At 69.4% G+C, this 19,883-nt stretch carries 22 protein-coding genes; 6 read left to right on the forward strand and 16 right to left on the reverse strand.

Annotation, left to right across the window (positions count from 1 at the left end):
- Positions 1–18: 18 nt before the first annotated feature.
- Genes AD72_RS13070 through AD72_RS13085 form a run of 4 tightly spaced genes read right to left on the reverse strand, consistent with a single transcriptional unit; the run spans position 19 to position 3,974 of the window.
- Positions 19–504 (reverse strand): cytidine/deoxycytidylate deaminase family protein, encoded by a 486-nt coding sequence (locus AD72_RS13070; protein ID WP_031466755.1) that lies wholly within the window; start codon positions 502–504, stop codon positions 19–21.
- The gene (locus AD72_RS13075) at positions 501–1,124 is read right to left on the reverse strand and encodes a RibD family protein (protein ID WP_031466756.1); all 624 of its coding nucleotides are present in this window, start codon (positions 1,122–1,124) and stop codon (positions 501–503) included. The genes AD72_RS13070 and AD72_RS13075 overlap by 4 nt, the downstream gene beginning before the upstream one ends.
- Positions 1,121–2,377: a glutamate-5-semialdehyde dehydrogenase gene (locus tag AD72_RS13080; protein ID WP_031466757.1), complete on the reverse strand. Its 1,257-nt coding sequence runs from the start codon at positions 2,375–2,377 to the stop codon at positions 1,121–1,123. Before AD72_RS13080 ends, AD72_RS13075 begins: the two co-directional genes overlap by 4 nt.
- A 40-nt stretch (positions 2,378–2,417) precedes the next feature.
- Positions 2,418–3,974 (reverse strand): FAD-dependent monooxygenase, encoded by a 1,557-nt coding sequence (locus tag AD72_RS13085; RefSeq protein ID WP_031466758.1) that lies wholly within the window; start codon positions 3,972–3,974, stop codon positions 2,418–2,420.
- 102 nt (positions 3,975–4,076) lie between these two features.
- Between AD72_RS13085 and AD72_RS13090 the strand changes: the two genes are divergently transcribed.
- Complete coding sequence (locus AD72_RS13090; protein WP_031466759.1) at positions 4,077–4,808, forward strand: TetR/AcrR family transcriptional regulator; 732 nt, start codon at positions 4,077–4,079, stop codon at positions 4,806–4,808.
- A gap of 10 nt (positions 4,809–4,818) precedes the next feature.
- Here AD72_RS13090 and AD72_RS13095 read toward each other — a convergent pair whose 3' ends face one another.
- From AD72_RS13095 to mrf, 4 genes are all read right to left on the reverse strand, one after another.
- Positions 4,819–6,867, reverse strand: coding sequence for an acyltransferase family protein (locus tag AD72_RS13095; protein ID WP_051898560.1), 2,049 nt, complete (start codon positions 6,865–6,867; stop codon positions 4,819–4,821).
- A gap of 91 nt (positions 6,868–6,958) precedes the next feature.
- Positions 6,959–7,588 (reverse strand): DoxX family protein, encoded by a 630-nt coding sequence (locus AD72_RS13100; protein WP_031466761.1) that lies wholly within the window; start codon positions 7,586–7,588, stop codon positions 6,959–6,961.
- A gap of 67 nt (positions 7,589–7,655) precedes the next feature.
- A complete protein-coding gene (locus tag AD72_RS13105; protein ID WP_031466762.1) occupies positions 7,656–8,195 on the reverse strand; it encodes an O-acetyl-ADP-ribose deacetylase in 540 nt (179 codons plus the stop codon).
- A gap of 12 nt (positions 8,196–8,207) precedes the next feature.
- Positions 8,208–9,383 (reverse strand): ribosome hibernation factor-recruiting GTPase MRF, encoded by a 1,176-nt coding sequence (mrf, locus tag AD72_RS13110; protein WP_051898561.1) that lies wholly within the window; start codon positions 9,381–9,383, stop codon positions 8,208–8,210.
- 99 nt (positions 9,384–9,482) lie between these two features.
- Between mrf and rpmB the strand changes: the two genes are divergently transcribed.
- Together rpmB and rpmG are read left to right on the forward strand one after the other, a co-directional pair.
- Positions 9,483–9,719 (forward strand): 50S ribosomal protein L28, encoded by a 237-nt coding sequence (gene rpmB, locus AD72_RS13115; protein WP_031466764.1) that lies wholly within the window; start codon positions 9,483–9,485, stop codon positions 9,717–9,719.
- Positions 9,719–9,886, forward strand: a complete 168-nt coding sequence (gene rpmG, locus AD72_RS13120) for a 50S ribosomal protein L33 (RefSeq protein ID WP_020498086.1) — start codon at positions 9,719–9,721, stop codon at positions 9,884–9,886. The genes rpmB and rpmG overlap by 1 nt, the downstream gene beginning before the upstream one ends.
- Here rpmG and AD72_RS13125 read toward each other — a convergent pair.
- The gene (locus AD72_RS13125; protein WP_031466765.1) at positions 9,883–10,797 is read right to left on the reverse strand and encodes a 2-hydroxyacid dehydrogenase; all 915 of its coding nucleotides are present in this window, start codon (positions 10,795–10,797) and stop codon (positions 9,883–9,885) included. The two genes, rpmG and AD72_RS13125, sit on opposite strands and share 4 nt — an antisense overlap.
- An 85-nt stretch (positions 10,798–10,882) precedes the next feature.
- Here AD72_RS13125 and AD72_RS13130 point away from each other — a divergent pair, with 85 nt between their 5' ends.
- Both AD72_RS13130 and AD72_RS35590 read left to right on the forward strand, forming a co-directional pair.
- Positions 10,883–12,070, forward strand: coding sequence for a PQQ-dependent sugar dehydrogenase (locus AD72_RS13130; RefSeq protein ID WP_031466766.1), 1,188 nt, complete (start codon positions 10,883–10,885; stop codon positions 12,068–12,070).
- A 7-nt stretch (positions 12,071–12,077) separates the two neighbouring features.
- Positions 12,078–12,527 (forward strand): nucleoside deaminase, encoded by a 450-nt coding sequence (locus tag AD72_RS35590; protein ID WP_031466767.1) that lies wholly within the window; start codon positions 12,078–12,080, stop codon positions 12,525–12,527.
- A 990-nt stretch (positions 12,528–13,517) separates the two neighbouring features.
- Here AD72_RS35590 and AD72_RS13140 read toward each other — a convergent pair.
- The 5 genes from AD72_RS13140 to AD72_RS13160 form a co-directional block, all read right to left on the reverse strand.
- Positions 13,518–14,135, reverse strand: coding sequence for a YdcF family protein (locus AD72_RS13140; RefSeq protein WP_031466769.1), 618 nt, complete (start codon positions 14,133–14,135; stop codon positions 13,518–13,520).
- A 70-nt stretch (positions 14,136–14,205) separates the two neighbouring features.
- Positions 14,206–14,811 carry a response regulator transcription factor gene (locus tag AD72_RS13145; RefSeq protein ID WP_031466770.1) on the reverse strand — a complete coding sequence of 202 codons (606 nt, stop codon included), beginning with the start codon at positions 14,809–14,811 and terminating at the stop codon, positions 14,206–14,208.
- Complete coding sequence (locus tag AD72_RS13150; protein ID WP_051898564.1) at positions 14,808–15,998, reverse strand: sensor histidine kinase; 1,191 nt, start codon at positions 15,996–15,998, stop codon at positions 14,808–14,810. Before AD72_RS13150 ends, AD72_RS13145 begins: the two co-directional genes overlap by 4 nt.
- A gap of 40 nt (positions 15,999–16,038) precedes the next feature.
- The gene (locus AD72_RS13155; RefSeq protein WP_031466772.1) at positions 16,039–16,770 is read right to left on the reverse strand and encodes an ABC transporter permease; all 732 of its coding nucleotides are present in this window, start codon (positions 16,768–16,770) and stop codon (positions 16,039–16,041) included.
- Positions 16,767–17,687 carry an ABC transporter ATP-binding protein gene (locus tag AD72_RS13160; RefSeq protein ID WP_031466773.1) on the reverse strand — a complete coding sequence of 307 codons (921 nt, stop codon included), beginning with the start codon at positions 17,685–17,687 and terminating at the stop codon, positions 16,767–16,769. Before AD72_RS13160 ends, AD72_RS13155 begins: the two co-directional genes overlap by 4 nt.
- Before the next feature lie 98 nt (positions 17,688–17,785).
- On the opposite strand from AD72_RS13160, the gene AD72_RS13165 reads away from it, so the two are divergent.
- Positions 17,786–18,514: a Type 1 glutamine amidotransferase-like domain-containing protein gene (locus tag AD72_RS13165; protein WP_031466774.1), complete on the forward strand. Its 729-nt coding sequence runs from the start codon at positions 17,786–17,788 to the stop codon at positions 18,512–18,514.
- Here AD72_RS13165 and AD72_RS13170 read toward each other — a convergent pair.
- Together AD72_RS13170 and AD72_RS13175 are read right to left on the reverse strand one after the other, a co-directional pair.
- The gene (locus AD72_RS13170) at positions 18,509–18,946 is read right to left on the reverse strand and encodes a GNAT family N-acetyltransferase (protein ID WP_031466775.1); all 438 of its coding nucleotides are present in this window, start codon (positions 18,944–18,946) and stop codon (positions 18,509–18,511) included. The two genes, AD72_RS13165 and AD72_RS13170, sit on opposite strands and share 6 nt — an antisense overlap.
- Positions 18,946–19,883 (reverse strand): epoxide hydrolase family protein (locus AD72_RS13175; protein ID WP_031466776.1); only part of this gene is annotated, 938 nt, incomplete at its 5' end. The genes AD72_RS13170 and AD72_RS13175, both read right to left, overlap by 1 nt.

The following is a 19,883-nucleotide window of genomic DNA, read 5'->3' on the forward strand; positions in this document are numbered from 1 at the left end:
TCTCATCGCCGGGCCGGGTCAGGATATACGTGGCGAAATGCCGGAAATATGACTGTTGATCGCCATCGCGGCTTCGGCCAGCTCGGGGACCTCGAGCACGGTGCATCCCGCCGACCGCAGCAGTTCGGTCCCTCTCCCGTCCACGAACACGGGTGGCTCCCGCCAGGCGAACACCACCCGGCCGATACCGGCCTCCAGAATGTGCCGCGTACAGCTCTTCGGCCGTGAGGAACGGGCGCTGCACGGCTCGAGCGAGCTGTAGAGGGTGGCTCCGGAAAGCGCGGGCCGGTCCGCACCGTAGGCGGCCTCGAACACGGCGAGGGCGGCCTCCTCGGCGTGCTCATCCGCGGCGTGCTGGCGCGAGTAGCCGCGGGCCAGCACCGTGGCCTCGGCATCCACCAGGACCGCACCGACGGAGAAGGCGGTCGGCGAGGGCGGGCACCGGTGCGCCAGTTCGATCGCCGCGCGCAACAGTTCGAGATCGCGCTCGGTCGGCTCGCTCATGCACCCTCCTCCTCGATTTCCTTGGTGTAGCGCAACAACACGAGATCGCCCATCCGCCTGGTCTCCGCGAGGGTCAGGGGTGCGCGGTCGAACTCCGCGGGATGAACGAACCGTGCCGAGCCGGCCGTCCCCAGGAAGAACGGCGCGAGTACCAGCTGCAGCTCGTCGACCACCCCCGCGGCCAGGAACGCCGTGTGGACCTGCCCGCCACCCTCGACCATGAGCCGGCCGATCCCGCGCGCGGACAGGTCGGCGAGCACCGCGGGAATCCCCGGCTCGCCGAGCACCACCACGGTGGCCACCTCGTCGAGTCCGGGCGCCGGACGCGTGGTGTAGACGAGGGTCCGGCCTTCGGCGAACACCCGGGCGTCCGGATCGAGCGCACCGCTCGAACTCAGGATCACCTTCACCGGTTGCCGCCGTGCATCGCGTGCCCGCAGCCGTGGGTTGTCCGCCCGCACGGTGCCCGCACCGACGAGGATCGCGTCCACGCTCGCGCGAACTTCGTGCACCCGCGCGAAATCCTCCTCGGTGGAGAGCACGAGCCGCTGCGGGCTCGTGTCGTCGATGTATCCGTCGAGCGAGGTCGCCACGGAGGCGAGCACATAGGGCCGGTTCACGGCCGGGTGTGTCCGTCCCCGTGCACGAGCCACTTCGTCGAGGTGAGCTCGGGCAGGCCGAGCGGTCCGCGCGCGTGGGTCTTCTGCGTGGAGATGCCGATCTCGGCCCCCATGCCGAACTCCTCGCCGTCGGTGAACGCGGTCGAGGCGTTCACCATCACCGCGGCGGCGTCCACCCGCGCGGCGAAGGCGTCCGCGGTGGCGATGTCCCGGGTGACGATGGCCTCGGTGTGCCCGGTGGAGTGCGCCGCGATGTGCGTGATCGCGGCATCCAGGTCGGGCACCACGGCGGCGGCGATGTCCATCGCCAGATACTCGGTGTCGAAGTCCTCCGCGGTCGCGGCGACCGTGTCCGGTGCGTACTCGGCGAACCGCGGCTCGGCGTGCACCCGGACACCGGCCGCGTGCAGTGCCTTCGCGATCCGCGGCACGAACTCGGCGGCGATGCCCGCGTGCACGAGCACGGTCTCGGCCGCATTGCACACACTCGGGCGCCGGGTCTTGGCGTTGAGCACGATGCGCTCGGCGATGTCCTGATCGGCCGCGGCGTCCACGTACACGTGACAGTTCCCCACCCCGGTCTCCACCGTGGGCACCGTCGCCTCGGTGACCACGGTGTTGATCAGTCCGGCGCCACCGCGCGGAATCACGAGGTCGACCAGTCCGCGCGCGGTGATCAGGGCGCGCACGCTCTCCCGGTCCTCACTGGGCAGCAGCTGCACCGCATCGGCGGCGACTCCGGCGGACTCCAGCGCCGTTCGCAGCACCTCGACCAGGGCAGTGTTCGAGCGGCGCGCGGAGGAGGATCCGCGCAGCAGCGCGACATTCCCGGACTTGACGGCGAGCCCGGCCGCGTCCACGGTGACGTTCGGCCGCCCCTCGTAGACCATGCCGACCACCCCGAGCGGTACCCGTACCTGGCGGCAGCGCAAGCCGTTCGGCAGCACGCTCCCGCGCACGACCTCGCCGACCGGATCCGGAAGGGCGGCGACCTTGTGCAGGCCCGCCGCCATCGCGGCGATCCGGTCCCCGGTCAGCGCGAGCCGGTCGAGCAGGGCCTCGCTCATCCCCTGCTCCCTGCCGGAGGCGAGATCCTCGGCATTGGCGGCGAGCACGGCAGCCGACTCGGCCTCCAGTGCGGCGGCCATCGCCTCGAGCGCCGCGTCCTTACGTTCCCGGGTGGCCCGCGCGAGTGGACCGGAGGCTTCTCGCGCCCTCCTGGCCGCCGCGTGCACCTGTTCGGTGATGCTCATGCTCTCAGGTTACGACAGCCGGGCCACCCGATTACGGCGGTCACACCCGCTCCGCAAAGGAGACCGAGGCGAACGCCTCGAGCAGGGCCGCGGCCGGATCATCCGGTGCCCGGACCGCACGCCAGGCGAGGTAGCCGTCCGGGCGCACCAGGCTGGCTCCACCGTCCTCGATCCCGTACCAGCACCGGATCTCCTCGCGCAGCTGCTCGGTGAACTCGGGCTCGGCGAAGGAAACGAGCTCGACCGGCACCCCGAGCCGTTCCTCCGCCGACCGGACCGCTTCCGCCCAGATTTCCCCATCGGCGAGCAGCACCCAGCCCGCCTGGAAAAGGTCCAATGTGGACTCGCGTGGGCCGAGCCACAGATGCGGTGCCCGGGTTCCCGGCTGACCCGCCCAGTCCTCGGGACGGCGGGCGGCGGGCAGTTCCTCACCCGCACCGCGGACGGCGGCCGAACGGTACAGGCATCCGAAGGCCATGGCCGCGTCCTCGATGATCGGCGTCGGCGATGCACCGCTCTCGGCATCCATCCGGGCGAAGATCTGGTCATGACAGAGTTCGGCCACCGGGCGCCGTTCGGCCTCATAGGTGTCCAGCAGCTCGGCGCGGGCCTGCCCGCCGAGCACGGCGGCCAGCTTGTACGCGAGGTTGTGCGCGTCCTCGATACCAGTGTTGGCGCTGTAGCCGCCCCGGTTCGGCGGAAGGGTGTGCGCGGCGTCCCCGGCGAGGAACACCCGCCCCTCCCGGTAGCGCCGCGCGACCTCGGCCCGCACGTCGAAGACCCCGGTCGTGACGATCTCGATGGCCAGATCCGCCCGGCCGATCGCGCGGCGCACCAGGCTTTCGAGCACCGCGGGATCCGTTTCCCGCTGTCCGTGGAACAGTAACCACCGGCCGTCCCCGTAGGTGGTCACGAACCCGCCGAAATCCGGCTGGTCGATGACGAACTGACAGAACCCCTCGCGCAGGTACTCGTCCAGCTCCGCGCGGAACAGCACGCTGCGCGAGGTCTGCAGAAATCCCCGTCCGGAGCAGCCGATGCCGAGCGTCTCGCGGATTCCGCTCGCGCACCCGTCGGCGGCGATCAGGTAGTCGGCCCGCATCGCGTACTCCGAGCCGTCCGGTCCGCGCAGCACGGCGCGCACCCCGTCCTCGTCTTGGCCGAACTCGAGCAGTTCGGTGCTCATCCGCACATCCGCGGCGAACGCGCGCGCCTGATCGCGCAGGATGGGCTCGAGCCGGTCCTGCGCGATACCCGCCCCGGTGCACGGCGAGTACTCGATCTCCTCGGCACGCCCACCCGGCGTCCACGGCTGTTCCTCGAACCACGCACCGGCCAGGCTCTCCACCCGCACCCGGCGAACACCGTGCCCCACCCCGCCTCCCGGCGGACTGGACGGAATCCGGTCGCCGAGCCCCACCGCGCGGTAGAGCTCCATGGTCCGGGGCGTGTAGCCGATCGCCCTCGGATGCGGTGAACTGCCCGGGTGCCGCTCGACGAGCACCGCCGGCACACCACGCCAGGCGAGGAACAGTACGGCCGAGGTACCGACCAGACCTCCACCGACCACGAGCACCGAAGTCGATTCCGTACGCATGACATCACCTCCTGGATTTGTACAGCGTATCTGACGATACAGTGTATCGCTCGAGGCGTTGCATCGTTGACGCCGTCCGAGTTGGAAACAGAGCGAGGTGTGATGGCGCGCAAGCAGGCCGAGGAACACGCGACCGTGTGGGAACGTCCCGAACCGGCCGAACGGCCCGCGCTCAGCGCACTGAGCAGGGACCGGATCGTGCGGGCCGCGATCGAACTCGCGGACGCCGAGGGCCTTGGCGCGGTCTCGTTCCGCCGGATCGCCGCCGCCCTGGACGCGGGCCCGATGCGGCTCTACGGCTACCTCTCCACGAAGGAGGAGCTGTTCGACCTCATGGTCGACGCGGTGTACGCGGAGATCGTCCCGGCGCACACAGTCACATCCGGCTGGCGCGAACGGCTGAGCGAGATCGCCCACCGCACGAGGGAAGCGGCCCTGCGCCACGACTGGCTCGTCGATCTGCTCGGCGGGCGGCCGAACATCGGTCCCAACGGCCTCGCCTTCCACGAGGCCTCACTGGCCGCACTCGAAGAGGCCCCCGGTTTCGAACACGTGGACACGATGATGGACGCGGTCGGCGCGGTGCACGGCTACGTACTCGGCGCAGTGCGTGCCGAGGTCACCGAACGGCGCGCCGAACGCGCCACCGGCATGGACGAGCAACACTGGCAGCAGGCGAACGGCGCCTATATGACCAGGATGCTCGCCACCGGCGCCTACCCGATACTCGCCAGGGTCGTCGAGGACGCGAGCCATCCGGATCCCGGGACCGCGTTCACGACCCGGCTCGAAGCGGTGCTCGACGGGATCGAGGCCCGGTTCCGGACGGCCTGAACCGGGTCGGCTAGGCCTGCCAACCGAGTTTGGCATCGATCATGCTTTCCCAGATCGGTGCCATGGTACGCAGATAGGTCGCGCTCGGGTGATTGTCGTCCAGATAGACGTACACGTTCCCGATCACCGGCGGACAGAAGGTGTCCGTGCACAAGTAATTGCTGAAATCCAGGAAGTCGGTGTTCTCCGGGAGATTCCTCACCTTCATGTACGGCGGCGGGTCGGCGAGGTATTCCTTGCGCACCGCACCACAACTCGGGTTGTCCTTCCCCTTGGCCTGCACACAGTTGGGCGGGGAGAACGAGAACCGCGGCGTGTCCCGCACGGCCAGCACCGGGATTCCGGCCTTGTCGAGCTGGCGCCACTGTTCGACGAAACCGGGCGGCGTGGACTCGGTGAGTCCCTTTTGGACATTGCGGCTGGCCAGTGTGATCACCGCGTCCGGATGCATCTTGACGATCTCGCGCTCGGCGGCCTTGTTGAAGTTCACACAGGACCGATCGCCCGGCGCGTCCTCGGATTTCGTGGAGAACGGGCAGGCTCCCTTGAGCATGGAGACGAGCTGCCAGTTGCGGCGCTTCGAAATGTCGTTGAGCGGGGCGATGAACTGCTGGGCGTGGGAGTCCCCGACGACGACGACCCGCTTGCTCGGCTTGCCGTTCGTCGGAGACTTGCAGATCGAGAGTTCCTTGTCGAGTGCGGACGGCGTGCACTGCCGCTGGCGCACCACGGCCCAGTCATTGGGCAGCGAGATCAGCGAGGGACGGATCTCCGGCTGCTCGTCCCCGGCGTACTTGAACCCGGGCTGCTGCGCCTGCGCGCCGGGATAGTTGGGATCCGAGGCATCGGCGAGCTGGGATTTCTTGATCTCCTGCTGGGAGAGCAACTGCCAGCCACCGGCGAGCAACAGGGTCGGCACGAGCGCGATCACCGCGAACCGGTAGGCGCCCCAGCGGTTGTTCACCCCGATCTTGGAATCGCGCACCGGGCTTTCGATGAAGTGGTAGCTCAGCATGGCGAGCACCAGTGAGGCGGCGAGCAGCACCAGGCCACCGCGCAGGCCGATCGTGTCCCGGTCGAGCGCGAGCAGCCAGAACAACATCAGTGGCCAGTGCCACAGATACAGCGAATAGCTGATGTTGCCGAGATACTCCAGCGGTTTGGAGGCGAGCAGGAAATCCGCGCCGAACTTGCTCTCGGTCGCGCCCGCCATGATGGTCAGCGCCGCGGAAACGGTCGGCCACAGTGCGACGTAACCGGGGAACACCGTGCCGACGTCGATGACGAGCCCACAGGACACGATCCCGACGACACCGATCCAGCCGAGCACGATCCGCAGCACCCTCGGCAGCACGATCGCGTCGATGAACAGCGCGAGCAGACCGCCGAGCGCGAATTCCCATACCCGGGTGAAGGAGTTGAAGTAGGCGTACTGCTGGTTCACATCGGTGAGGTACACCGAGTACGCGAGCGAGGCGAGGAACACCACCGCGAGCACCACGGCCACCACGCCGGAAAGCTTGCGCTTCAACACTTTCCGGGCCAGCAGCGCGATCCCGAAGATCAACAGCGGCCAGACCAGATAGAACTGGCCCTGGATGGAAAGCGACCAGTAGTGCTGGGCGAAGCTCTGCGTGTTGTGCCGCGCGAAGTAGTTCACCGAATCCGCGGCGAGCTGCCAGTTCTCGTAGTACAGCGCCGAGGCGACGGTTTCCTTGATGGTCTGCAGCCAGCGATCCTGCGGAAGCAGGGCGAGGCTGACCGCCATGCACACCACGAGCACGGTCAGCGCGGCGGGCAGCAGCCGTTTGAACATCCGGCCCCACATCGCCCGGAACTGGATGCCCTTTCCGCTCGCGGCGCGCACCAGCTGACCGGTGATCAGGAACCCGGAGATCAGGAAGAAGATGTCCACGCCGCCGGAGATCCGGTTGAACCAGATGTGATAGGCGACGACCAGCAGCGCGGCGAGCGCTCTGACGCCCTGCAGTTCCGGACGGTACTTGCGCTTCGCCTGGGACGAGGCCTGCTTGTCGGGCACGGCGAGCGAATGCGCCATCGTCGCGTCCTCCGCGGTCGTTGCTGGATTGGGGCTGCTGAACGCCGGTTCACGATACCTGGACCGGTTTCATGGCCCCGAATCCGGCCGTCTATTTACGCCCGAATACGAAGATCAGCACGGTTGCGACGACCGCGAGCAGAACACCAAGAATGCCCCAGGCGGTGGGCTTACGGTGCCAGGCCCTGCCGAGGTCCATCGCGACCCGGCCCGGTCCGGTGAACAGCAGCGCCAGCGCGGAGGCGGCGAGCACGAGCTCGTACTCGAAACCTCCGGCCTCACTGGTGAAGAAACCGGTGCCGGCCTTCATGTAGAGCGCGTTCCCGAGCACCCCGAGCACGGCCGCCGCGCCGAGCGGGGTGAGCAGGCCGAGCACCAGCAGCGCCCCGCCGACCAGTTCCGACCAGCCGGTCACGTAGGCGAGCACCGTGGTGTGCCCGAAACCCATCTGGCCGAGATACATGGAGAACCCGTTGATGCCCGGACCGCCGAACAACCCGAAGATCTTCTGCAGGCCATGCGCGCCGACCGTGAGACCGACGACGATCCGCAGTACGAGCAGGCCGAAGTCCGCGCCCGCGTGCCAGGTGGCCTGCCTGCGTGGTTCCTCCGGCTCGGTGGTGCCGATCCCGGAAAGCAGTGAGGTGTTGCCGAACTGGCTGGTCGGCTGCTCCGCCGAGCCGAGGTTCTCGCCGACGGGCCGGTCGTCGCTATCAGTCATGATGCCGCCTCACAGTCGTCTGACCAATGCTGAGTTTGGGGGGTAAACGGTACGTCACCCTCTGCCGCTAATCGGAACCGACCGCGACACCGAGCCGGGCCGCCGTGTACGCGAAGACCGCCTCCGTCGAGCGACCGAACAAGACAAACCGGACTTCACCTGGGAATTCGTGGTCCACCACGGTCTCCAGGGCGATCCGCGCCGCCGAGTCGAGCGGCCAGCCGAAGGCACCCGTGGAGATCGCGGGGAAGGCCACCGAGCCCACGCCGAGCTCACCGGCGAGCGTGAGCGAATTGTGGTGCGCTGCGGCCAGGATCGCCGACCGGTCCGTACTGGCGGAGTACACCGGGCCCACCGTGTGGATCACGTACTCGGCGGGCAGTTCGCCCGCACCGGTGGCCACCGCCTCGCCCGCGGGCAGGCCATCGCGATACCGCCCGGCACGCAGTTCCCGGCACTCCTCGAGAATGCGCGGCCCGCCACGGCGGTGGATCGCGCCGTCCACTCCGCCGCCACCGAGCAGGCCGGAGTTCGCCGCGTTCACGATGGCGCCGACCCGCTGCTCGGTGAGGTCACCGGTACGGATAGTGATGCGTGCCACAGGCACATGATGCCAGGCTCAGCCTTGGCTCCCACAAGGCTCGTCCTCGAACAGCTGGAACGGGTCGGGCAGCGCACGCCAGCCGTCCTGGCCTTCGGCGAGCTCGGCATCGGTGAGAAGCGCGCCGTTGAGCGCCTCGGTGATCCGTTCCGGGTCCGCCTCGTGCACCAGGACCAGCAGGTGCTGCTCCCGGTCCCCGTAATAGGGATCCCAGCGCAGCGCCGCGGTCGCGGACCGCAGCGGAGCCGCCTGCTCCCATTCCTCCGGCGCGGCACACAGCCACGGTCCCAGGTATCCCAGCCACAGCGCGCCACCCGCGGACTCGAGCCAGAGACTCGCCTCCGGTTTGCTCGCCAGCCAGATCCGGCCCCATGCGGTGACCACCCCGTCCAGCAGCACCTCCATCGCCTCGGCGAACCGTTTCGGATGCAGCGGACGGCGCGCGTCGAACTCGGCGAGCGCGATTCCGTGTTCGGCATGCAGCGGCGGGGTGCCGCGCAGCAACGGACCGTGCGGATCGTCCGCCTCGCCACGGCGCGCCTCGGCGGGCAGCCGCTCCAGTAGTCGCCCGACCTCGCGCCCCGTGGTGCGTACCGCCGCCGGGGCGAGCCGGTCGAGCACGGCGAGGGTCCGCGGATCGGCAGGACGGGCGAGCACCAGGGCATCGGCGAAAGCGACCGCGCCGGTGGCCACATGTGCGACCGTGCGCTCGTCCTCGGTCCCGGCGCTGAGCCCCATCTCCACCAGTGTCTCGTCCCCGGTCGCCTGCCGGAACCAGTGCTCCGGATCGACGGCGACGAGCACCCCGGCGATGTCCAGCACCTCGCACACGGTGCCCGGTCCGTTCTCGTCCTCGACCAGGAGCGTGGACAGCGCCCCGCACACCGATTCCGGCTCCATCGCGGGGTCCAGGTGCAGCACGATGCGCGGCACCCCGTCCCCGGCCAGCCCGCGCAACAGCGGTAGCACATCCTCGCGCAGGGTGCACGAGGCGCAACCGTGCGCCAGTTCGAGCACCGTCTCCCGCGCACCCTCGGCGGTGCGCACGGTGCGCCGCACGATCCCCTCGGTCAGCGAGCGCAGATCGTGGTGCACAAGCACGGCACCCTCGACCTCACGCATGGCCGATTCGGCGGTCTCGCGGGCCACCTCGGAGGCGAGTCCACCGACGAGGACCAACTGACTGCGGGACATACACACCCACCCTTGTTGACAATCGTTTTCAAAAGACTGTTCGCCATGGTAGCGTCAGCTCACCATTATTGAAAATGATTCTCATCATGAGGAGGGAACGTGTCCCAGGTGTGTCAGGTCACCGGGCGTGCGCCGGGCTTCGGGAACCGGGTCGCGCACTCGAACAAGCGCACGAAGCGCCGGTGGAACCCCAATCTGCAGCGCCGCCGCTACTGGCTGCCCTCGGCGAAACGGTGGGTCACGCTCACCGTCTCGGCCAAGGGCATCAAGACGATCGACAAGCGCGGGATCGAATCGGTCGTCGCGGAGCTGCGCCGCAAGGGAGTACGGATCTGATGGCGGCGAACAACGAGCTGCGCCCGATCGTGAAGCTGCGCTCCACCGCGGGCACCGGGTACACCTACGTCACCCGCAAGAACCGGCGCAACGATCCGGACCGGCTGGTGCTGCGCAAGTACGACCCGATCGCGCGGGCACACGTCGAGTTCCGCGAGCAGCGCTAGTACTCGCCGTCCACCAGGTTGTCCGGCCGCAGCCCCGCGGCGAACTTCCCGATCTCGGCGGCCGCGACATGCCAGGCCCGGACCTGCCCTCCGGTGACGCTGCCCCCGACGTGCGGGGTGAGCACCAGGTTCGGCGCGGACCAGAGCGGATGGTCCTCGGGGAGTGGCTCCGGATCGGTCACGTCCAGGGCCGCGCGCAGCCGCCCGGCGTTGAGTTCGTCCAGCAGCGCCCCGGTCCGTACTACGGGCCCGCGTGCGGCGTTCACCAGGACCGCGCCGTCCGGCATGGCCGCGAGGAACTTCGCGTCCACCATCCCGCGGGTCGCCGAGGTCAGCGGCACCACGAGCACCGTGACCTCGTGCTCGGGCAGCAGCTCGGGCAGTTCCTCCACCCCGTGCACGCCGTCCCGCGCCCGGGTGCCGACCAGGGTGGTGTGCGCGTCGAAGGCCGCGAACCGGCGCCGCAACTGCTCCCCCAGATCACCGGCCCCGACCACGAGCACCCGCTTGTCCATCAGGGTCTCGGTGTAGTGCTGGTCCCAGACCCGGCGCGCCCGGTTCGCCGCGAAGGGCTCCAGTTCCCGGTAGATCGAGAGCAGTGTGGCGAACACCCATTCCGCGGTCGCCCCGCCGTGCGCACCACGGCAGGTGGACAACGCCACTCCCCGCGGGACCAGGCCGATCCAGTTCTCCGCGCCCGCGCTGAGCAGCTGGACCAGGCGCAGCCGCGGCAACTCGGCGAACATCTCGGCCACCTTCGGCCCGGCGAGGAACGGCGGCACGAGCACCTGTGCCTCGCGCATGTGGTCCTCGAGCGGTTCACCGGGCTCGTAGCGCACCGCGGTGACCCCGTCGACCTCGGCGAGCGCGGCGCGCCCTTCCTCGTTGGGCACCAATACCGTGATCGTCACGCTGTCACGGTAACCAGCCGTGGAATCCGGTTCGGCGGGAGTGCTCACACCACGGTCACGACCGGGTTTGTAGCCTGCTGGGGTGATGTCGCTTTCGGGGAGGAGCACGCGGCGGGCTCGCACGGCGCTCGCCGCCGCCATGGTGTCCGGCGCCGTCGTGCTGACCGGGTGCGCCGATTTCTCCAAGCAGGCCTCACCCGGGCACTACACCGCGGCACCGAGCCTGAACGCGGAGCAGCCGCCGCAGCCCGAGGGGCCCGGCGAGAGCGGGACCGGTGGCGGTTCGCCCAGTTCGCAGACCTCGGTGCCGCCCCCGCAGGGGTGCACCGACTTCCACGAGAACGTCATCGGCACCTGTCTGGGCGCCGTGTCCGCGGTCGCCGCCCTTCCCGGTAACGCCCAGCAGCCCAGTGCCCTCGCCGCGGAGCGGTCCACCGGCCGGATCCTGCAGGTGTCCAAGGGAACCCCGCCGACCCAGCTGGCGAAGCTGGACGTGGACGCCAAGGCCGGCGGGGTCACCGGACTGGCCCTTTCCCCGCACTACGACGAGGATCAGCTGATCTACGCCTATGTGACCACCGCGAGCGGGAACCAGGTGGTGCGGTTCGCCGCGGGGCAGGCCCCCAAGCCGATCCTGACCGGTATCCCGAAGGGCGCGAAGGACAACGGCGGATCGCTGGCGCTCGATCACAAGGGAGCGCTGCTCGTCGCGACCGGGGACGCCGGAAACGCCTCCGCGGCGAACGATCCGAAGTCCTTGGCGGGCAAGGTGCTCCGCATCGACGGCGACGGCAAACCCGCTCCGGGCAACCCCGATCCGCACTCCCCCGTGCTGGCTTCGGGAGTGCACGCCCCCGGCGGAGTGTGCGCCACCCTCGACGGTTCCGCCAGCTACGTCACCGACCAGGGCGGGTCCCGTGACCAGCTGTTCCACGTCACTCCCGGCAAACTGCGCGAACCGACCTGGAGCTGGCCGGACAAACCCGGGGTGGCCGGCTGCAGCGCCACGGCCAAGCTCGTCTCGGTCAACACCACCAAGGCCGGCAATATGCAGGGCATCGCGCTCAACACGGACGGCTCGGTGAACGGCCAGCCCCAGGTCGGCGTGACCGGGAAGGACGGATTCGGCAAGCTGTCCGGTATGGATGTGCTCGGCGAGGGCATCGTCGTGGTGGGCACCGCCAACAAGGAGTCCGGTGGCAAGCCCGTTTCCAGTGACGACCGGGTGTTCATCATCCAGCCCCAGGCCGGTGGCGGAACCGGAAAGGACTGAACCTCCCATGCGGGACGAGGAACTGCTCGAGCACGCGCTCGGCGAGGCGCGCACCGGTCTCGGTGAGGGTGGTGTTCCCATCGGCGCCGCGCTGGTGCTCGGCGACACCGTGGTGGCGACCGGACGCAACCGGCGGGTGCAGCTGGGCAGCACGATCCGGCACGGCGAAACCGACTGCCTGGAGAACGCCGGCCGGCTCCCGGCGCGCGATTACGCGAACGCCACCATGGTCACCACGCTGTCCCCCTGCCACATGTGCACCGGGGCGATCCTGCTCTACGGGATCCCGCGGGTGGTCATCGGCGAGAACACCACCTTCCGCGGACCGGAGCAGTTGCTGCGCGAGTCCGGGGTGGAGCTCGTCGTGCTCGACTCGGTCGAGTGCCGCACGCTGATGGACCGGTTCATCCAGGACTTCCCCGCGGTGTGGGCCGAGGACATCGGGGAGACCGGCTGATCCTCCACCGCCTCGGCCGAGGTGCCGGGTTCGGTTCCGTTCCCGTGGACGCGCCACAGCCAGGAGACCCATCCGCGCAGCGGCGCCCAGGTGGCCGCGATACCGGCGAGCACAGCGGGATCCGCGGGCACCCCGTACTCACGCGCCATCGTCTCGTGCAGCCGGGTGTCATGCAGCGGGAACACATCGGCCAGCCCGGCACCGCGCAGCAGGATCTGCTCGGCGAAGAACGGACCGATGCCGGGCAGTTCACGTAGCATCTCGATGGCCTGCGCGGGTTTGCGTGCCCGCAACGTCTTCCCGGAGAGCCTGCCCTCCAGCGCGGCCCGGGCCACCGCGCGCAACCGCTCGTCCTTCACCGCCGACATCCCGGGCAGCTCCGGAGCACCGAGCAGCTGGCGGGGCGTGGGAAAGGCGGTGATCCGCCGTCCGTCGATATCCACCGCGGTACCGCACCATTGCGCGATGCGCCGGGTGAGTCCGCGGGCCTGGGTGGCCCGGATCCGGTGCCCGATGATCATCGAGCACGCGGCCTCGTAGGGCGAGGGGAATCGGACCGGCCGCGCACCCGCGTGCCTGCCGAGCAAGCCGGACAGCACCGGGTCCCGCGCGGCGATCCCGGCCAGCGCGGAACCGTCCTCCTCCACCGCGAGTACCCGCTCGACCTGGATGCGCACCAGTCCGGCGGGTGCCGCGCTCTGCACCGAACCGAGCAGCGTCCCCGCACCTTCGCGCTGCCAGAACCGCACCACGGCCAGCCGCCAGTCGTCGTCGACCGGGAACGCGAGCCGGAAAACCCCGTCCCCGCCGTCCGCATACCCCGCGGGCGTGGCGTCCCGAAGAAAACGCAGGCTCGCGCTCAACCGGAACGGGCCCCTCGGTGCGATCGTGAACTGTTCCATACCTTCTCACCCCAGTGTGTGCGCCAACGTTCATCCGATGAGCGAGACACTACGAGAAGGCACCGACAACTCCGGCGCGCCGGACGTGCTACGCGGAACCGATCTCGTCCGCGGAGGTCCTGGTCAGCCGGTAATAGAGCAGCGCGGCGGTCTCCCGCACGATGTAACGGATCTCGGTGGACCGCTGCTGCACCACCGGGCCACCGTGCGTCGGCGAGACATCGGCACTGATCCCCGCGTCCCGGGCCATGGTGCGGGAGCGCAGCGAATGCCACGGATCGCTCACCAGCACCGCGCTCGAGCGGCCCTGATCGTGCAGCCGTTTGCCCGCCGCGACCAGACTCACCAGGGTGTCGTTGCCCTCGCCGACGGACACCAGCGCCGAGCGGGGCACCCCTTGCTCGGCGAGATACTTGGTGCCCGCCTGCGCCTCGGTGTACGCGTCCCCCGGCTGCTTGCCGCCCACCGTCATGATCTCGGGCGCGACCCCCTGCTCGTAGAGCATCTTGGCGTGTTCGAGCCGCGCCTGCAGGATCGGCTTCGGCACCCCGTTGACCTGAGTCGAGCCGAGCACGATGATCGCGTCCACCTTGTCCCGCTCGTCCGTGCGCGCCACCTGCCACACCCGCAACGCGGTGCCGCCGACGAGCAGCACGGCGAGCAGCACCACCGCGCCGAGGATCCTGGACAACCACCGTGCAACCACGTGCTCATCGTGGCAGAACCGATTCCGGGACCGCGCACACCGTGCCGGGTGTGTCCGTCACAAGCGGTTGCTACAGCCAGCCGTTCTCATCGGCGAGCCGGACCGCCTCGGCACGGGTGCGTGCCCCCGTCTTGCCGATCGCCGAGGACAGGTGATTGCGCACGGTGCCCTCGGTGAGGAACAGCTCCTTGGCGATGTCCGCGACCGTTCCGCCGTCGCGGGCCGTGGCGAGCACATCCCGCTCCCGTTCGGTCAGCGGACTCGTTCCGGTCGCGAGCGATTCGGCGGCCAGGGCCGGATCCACCACCCGTAGCCCCCGCTCCACCCGGCGCACCGCGTCGATCAGCTGCTCCGGCGGCGAGTCCTTCACCACGAACCCCGCCGCGCCCGCGGACATCGCCCTGGACAGGTAACCGGGCCTGCCGAAGGTGGTGCAGATGATCACCTTCGCCGAGGGCAGCTGCACGCGCAGCTCACCAGCCACCGTGAGGCCGTCCTTACCCGGCATCTGCACATCCAGGAGCACCACATCGGGCTCGTACTCCTTCGCCGCGGGGAGCACCTCGTCCCCGGTGCCCACCTCGCCGACGACCTCGATATCCGGTTCCATGCGCAGCACCGTGGCCAGCGCTCCGCGCACCATCGCCTGGTCGTCGGCCAGCAGTACCGTGATCATCCCGTCTCCTCGAGCTCGGCCGCCGCGGGAACCGAGGCGAGTACCTGGAATCCGTCGGTGGCACGCGTGGTGGTGAGCTCTCCGCCGACCGCGGCCAGCCGTTCGCGCAGCCCGCGCAGCCCGTTGCCGTCACCGGCCCCGTTCTGTTCGGCGCCCTCCTTGCCATTGTCCGTGATCCGCACCCAGCGTCTGCCGAGCCGGACCTCGCAGCGATCCGCCCTGGAATGCCGGATCACGTTGGTGACCGCCTCGCGCACCACGTAGCCGAACACCTCCTGCAGCTTCGGATCCACATCGTCGACCGCGTGCGGCAGGTCCGGGGTGATCTGGGCCGCCTGCAAGGACATCCGCGCCCCGGCGATCTCCGCGGGCAGCGAGGCGGTGCGGTAGTTCGACACGGTCGCCCGGATATCGGCGAGCGCCTGGCGGGCGAGCTCCTCCACATCCCGTACCTCCGCGGTGGCCTGGTGCTCGCCCTCGCCGCCCTCCTCGCGTTCGAGCATCCGGCGGGCCAGCCCGGCCTTGACGGTGATCGTGGTGAGACTGTGCCCGAGGATGTCGTGCAGATCCCTGGCGAGCCGCTCGCGTTCCTCGGCGACCGCGAGCTCCCTGATCTCCCCGCGCGCGGCCCTCAACCGTCCGATGGTGAAGGACAGCATCATGAAGCCGCTCATGCCGAAACCGAGGCCGAGCATGGCGCCGATCTCGCCCCATTGGATGCCCTCGCTGCTGAAGTACATCACCGCCAGCATCCCGGCGACCGTGCCGACCGCGAGCAGCCTGCTGTACCGCACCGGCCACAGCATGATCGAGATGACCACCGGATAGATCAGGTACATCAGGTTGTCCGGCGAACCGGTGAACACCGCGGGCAGCGCGCCGAGCGCGTACATCGCGACCACGAGCTGCACCCGCGCCCGGTGCGAGCGGTACAACCCCCAGGTACCCGCGAGCCCGTACAACGCGAGCAGTGCGGTGAGCGCGATATAGGCCGGCACCGCCACCGAGGCCGGGTACTCGACGGCGATGTCCTTGCCCATCACGTAACCGAACGGGATCCAGAGCCACACGCCGATCCGGCGGCCGACCAGGAAGCGCCGCGAGTTCACCTCGGCGTCGTGCTGCAACGACCAGTCCGGCCACTGATCCGGCCGGTACTCGTAGACGTCCTTCTCCTGTCGGGGCACGCCGCCAAGGGTACGACGGGCCCCGACAGGAGGCCGGGTCTCATCCGCGAGCGGCATCGCGGCGGTAGCGCAGCATCACCAGCGCGCCGAGCACGATCGCCCATGCGGCGAGCACTCCGGCGGCCGCCCCCAGGTTCGCGGAACCATGGCCGACCGCGCCGTGCCCGATATCGGCCATCCAGTAGCTCGGCAGGACCTTGGCGACTTGGCCGAGCCAGTGCGGGAAGATCGCGATCGGGATCCACAGCCCGCCCAGGAAACCGCACAGCAGCATCGGGACCATGGTGAACACCGGGATGGTGTCCGGTGTGGCCAGCTGCCCGATCAGCAGGCCGAGCACGGCGAACGGGATGGCGGACAGCCACACCCCGAGCACCAGCTGCACCCAGCCGCCCGCGGAGAGGCTCGCCCCGTCGATCCCGCCGACGATCGAGACCAGCAGCACCGGGATCAGCCCGACGAACATGCCCACGATCCCCTTGCCGAGCAGATACTGCACCGGAGTCAGCGGGGTGAGCCGGAGCTGACGCTGCCAGCCGACCGCCCGTTCCTGTGCGGTGCGCGCCCCGGTGAACATCGTGCCCATCATCGCGCCGAAGGCGGCCATGCTGGACATCAGCGCGGTCTTGGCATTGATCCCGCCGACTTCTCCCGACCCCCAGATCCCGGAGAAGATGAAGTAGTACAGCACCGGCATGCCGACGGTGAACACCAGCGCCCGCGGCGAGCGCAGCGCCCTGCGGGTTTCCAGGGCCAGATAGGTCAGGTTCACGCCGCCTCCTCCCCTTCGGTGGTCAGCGCGAGGAAAGCTTCCTCGAGGCCGACCGCGGTGATCTCGATGTCGTGGGCATTGCCGAAGTGCGCGAGCAGTTCGCGGATCGCCAGGTCCGAGTCGTTACAGGCCAGTTCGGCCCGGTCCCCGCGCAGGCTCGCCGCGCTCACCCCGCGCAGCGCGGCGAGCTGGCCCTCGTCCGCCCCGGGCACGACCGCCTTGATGGTGCGCCCGGAAGCGGCCGAACGGACCTCGGCGACCGAACCGTCCGCGACCACCCGCCCGGAGCGCATCAGCACCACCCGGTCGGCGAACTCCTCGGCCTCGTCCAGATAGTGGGTGGCGAACAGCACGGTCTTGCCCGCCGCGGTGAACTCGTGCATCGAGCGCCAGAATTCGCGGCGGGTGCCCACATCCATGGCCGCGGTCGGTTCGTCGAGCACGAGCAGGTCCGGATCGCAGACCAGCGCGACCGCGAACCGCACCCGCTGCTTCTGTCCCCCGGAGAGCTTGGTGCAGCGGCGGTCGGCCAGCTCGGCGACCCCGGCCCGGCGCAGCGCCTCCTCGACCGGCATCGGGTGCCGGTGCAGCGAGTGCACCAGCCGTACCGTTTCGGCGACCGTGGCGTCCTCGAGCAGCGAGCCCTCCTGCAGCATCGCGCCGATCATGCCTTCGGCGACCGCCTTTCCCGGTTTCCTCCCGAAAACCGAGACCTCCCCAGCGTCCGGTGTGGACAGTCCGAGCAGCATGTCCACCGTGGTCGATTTGCCCGCCCCGTTCGGTCCGAGCAGCGCGACCACCTCACCGGGCGCGATCAGCAGATCGACCTGCTCGACCGCCTGCACCTCCCCGTACTTCTTGGCGAGGCCGTCCAGGCTGACCGCGGCCCCGCGCACTGTGTCCGTCTTCGTTCGCATACCCCGATCCTGGCCGCCAACCGCGTGCGAGCCCGCTACCACGCGTCATGACCGCACCATGACAACTGTCAGGGGCGGCGATACGGCAGGATGAGGGGGTGAGCGCAGCGACACCGACCATCCTGGCGACCTCGGGCGGGTACCGGCTCGGGAACCGCATCCCCCTGGAGTTCAACAAGCTGATCCAGTACGCCGTCGAGCTCGCCGGAGTCGAGGGACGGGCGCCGAAACTGTGCCACATCGGCACCGCGATGGGCGATCAGGACGCCTTCCACGCCCGGTTCGACGCCGCGGGCAGGCACGCGGGTTTCAGCACGAGTCACCTGAACCTGTTCCCGATGCCCCCGGTCGCCGATATTCGCGGCTTCCTGCTCGAGCAGGACGTGATCTGGGTCAACGGCGGATCGGTCGCGAACCTGCTCGCGGTGTGGCGGGTGCACGGGCTCGGCGAGATCCTGCACGAGGTGTGGCAGTCCGGGATCGTGCTCGCCGGGGTCTCGGCCGGGTCGATCTGCTGGCACACGGGCGGTGCCACGGATTCCTTCGGACCCGAGCTCCGGGTGGTCACCGACGGGCTCGGTTTCCTGCCCTACGGCAACGGGGTGCACTACGACACCGAGGAACTGCGCCGCCCCACCGTGCAGCGCGCGGTGGCTTCCGGGCAGCTGCCGCTGACCTACTGCACCGACGACGGGGCCGGGCTGCTCTACCGGGGCACCGAACTGGCCGAGGCGGTCTCCGAACGCCCGAGCGGCGGCGCCTACGTGGTGCGCGCGGACGATGCGGGCGCGGTGACCGAGGACGCGCTCACCGTGCGGCGGTTATAGCTCCTTCTCGAAACACCGCGCGCTCTCGTCCCCTGCCCATTTGCCGTAGCGGGGAATCGGGCGGAATCCGGACTTCACGTAGAACCGCATCGACTCCGGCTGGGGTTCGCCGGTACGCAGCCGCAGGGTCCCGATCCCCCGCCGGATCGCGAACCCCTCCGCCACCGCGAGCAGTTCCGCGGCGAGCCCGGTCCCCCGCTGCCCGGGCACGACGTACATGACATCGAGTTCGGCGGCCGCATCCGTCAACGGGGCCATGGCGATGCTGCCGACCGGGCCCTGCTGCCCGAAGGCGAGCCAGAAACCGTCGAACCGAGTGGCCGGCATCGGGTTGGGCGCGCGGAACCCGTACCGCAGCTGGATCTCCTCCCACAGCGCGTCCATCATCGCCACCGCCTCGCGGCTTTCCTGCCCGACCGCGCGGATGTCCATCAGGTCAGGTTTCCGAAGAAGGCGAGTATCTCCTCGGTCAGGACGGCGGGCTGTTCGAGCGCCGCGAAATGCCCGCCGCGGTCGAACTCCGACCAGCGGGTGATCGTCGGCAGCTGGCGTTCGGCGACCGAGCGGATCGGCAGGACGATGTCGTGCCCGAACACGGCGACCCCGAGCGGGACGGACAGTTCCCTCGGCGGCCGCATTCCGCCGCCGGTCTCGTAGTACAGCCGCGCCGAGGACCCGGCAGTACCGGTCAGCCAGTACAAGGTGATGTTGGTGAGCATCCGGTCCCGGTCGACCGCATCCTCCGGGCGGTCCGCGCAATCGGTCCAGTCGTGGAACTTCTCCGCGATCCACGCCAGCTGCCCGACGGGGGAATCGTGCAGCCCGTAGCCGAGGGTGCGCGGCCTGGTGCGCTGGATATCGCGATAACCGGAGAGTTCGCGGAAATAGCGCTTGTTCCACTCCAGCCGTTCCTGTTCCTCGGCGGTGGGCTCCTCCGGCGCCACGGTGCCGAGCATGTTCACGTGCACCCCGACCACGTGTTCCGGATCGATACGGCCGAGTTCGAGCGAGATACCGGATCCCCAGTCCCCGCCCTGCGCCCCATAGCGGGGGTAACCCAGGCGGGCCATGAGTTCGGCGAACGCCGCGGAAACCCGGCGCAGATCCCAGCCACTACCGGAAAGCGGCGTGGAGAATCCGTAACCCGGCATCGAGGGGATGACCAGATGGAATTTCCGTGACAGCGGCTCGATCACGTCGAGGAATTCCACCACCGAACCGGGCCAGCCGTGGGTCAGGATCAGCGCGATGGCATCCGGATCGGCCGAGCGCACATGCAGGAAATGGATCCGCTGCCCGTCGATCTCGGTGGTGAACTGCGGATAGGAGTTCAGCGATGCCTCGTGCTCGCGCCAGTCGTACTCGGTGC

It is taken from the genome of Sciscionella sediminilitoris (assembly GCF_000737195.2).
Taxonomy (GTDB): domain Bacteria; phylum Actinomycetota; class Actinomycetes; order Mycobacteriales; family Pseudonocardiaceae; genus Sciscionella; species Sciscionella sediminilitoris.

What these genes read in the sequence shown, in the direction of transcription:
- AD72_RS13100 (WP_031466761.1), bottom strand. Translation starts at nt 7,588, where the DNA reads ATGACTGATAGCGACGACCGGCCCGTCGGCGAGAACCTCGGCTCGGCG.
- mrf (WP_051898561.1), bottom strand. Translation starts at nt 9,383, where the DNA reads ATGTCCCGCAGTCAGTTGGTCCTCGTCGGTGGACTCGCCTCCGAGGTG.
- rpmG (WP_020498086.1), top strand. Translation starts at nt 9,719, where the DNA reads ATGGCGGCGAACAACGAGCTGCGCCCGATCGTGAAGCTGCGCTCCACC.
- AD72_RS35590 (WP_031466767.1), top strand. Translation starts at nt 12,078, where the DNA reads ATGCGGGACGAGGAACTGCTCGAGCACGCGCTCGGCGAGGCGCGCACC.
- AD72_RS13160 (WP_031466773.1), bottom strand. Translation starts at nt 17,687, where the DNA reads ATGCGAACGAAGACGGACACAGTGCGCGGGGCCGCGGTCAGCCTGGAC.
- AD72_RS13095 (WP_051898560.1), bottom strand. Translation starts at nt 6,867, where the DNA reads ATGGCGCATTCGCTCGCCGTGCCCGACAAGCAGGCCTCGTCCCAGGCG.
- AD72_RS13170 (WP_031466775.1), bottom strand. Translation starts at nt 18,946, where the DNA reads ATGGACATCCGCGCGGTCGGGCAGGAAAGCCGCGAGGCGGTGGCGATG.
- AD72_RS13145 (WP_031466770.1), bottom strand. Translation starts at nt 14,811, where the DNA reads ATGATCACGGTACTGCTGGCCGACGACCAGGCGATGGTGCGCGGAGCG.
- AD72_RS13130 (WP_031466766.1), top strand. Translation starts at nt 10,883, where the DNA reads ATGTCGCTTTCGGGGAGGAGCACGCGGCGGGCTCGCACGGCGCTCGCC.
- AD72_RS13070 (WP_031466755.1), bottom strand. Translation starts at nt 504, where the DNA reads ATGAGCGAGCCGACCGAGCGCGATCTCGAACTGTTGCGCGCGGCGATC.
- AD72_RS13090 (WP_031466759.1), top strand. Translation starts at nt 4,077, where the DNA reads ATGGCGCGCAAGCAGGCCGAGGAACACGCGACCGTGTGGGAACGTCCC.
- AD72_RS13085 (WP_031466758.1), bottom strand. Translation starts at nt 3,974, where the DNA reads ATGCGTACGGAATCGACTTCGGTGCTCGTGGTCGGTGGAGGTCTGGTC.
- AD72_RS13080 (WP_031466757.1), bottom strand. Translation starts at nt 2,377, where the DNA reads ATGAGCATCACCGAACAGGTGCACGCGGCGGCCAGGAGGGCGCGAGAA.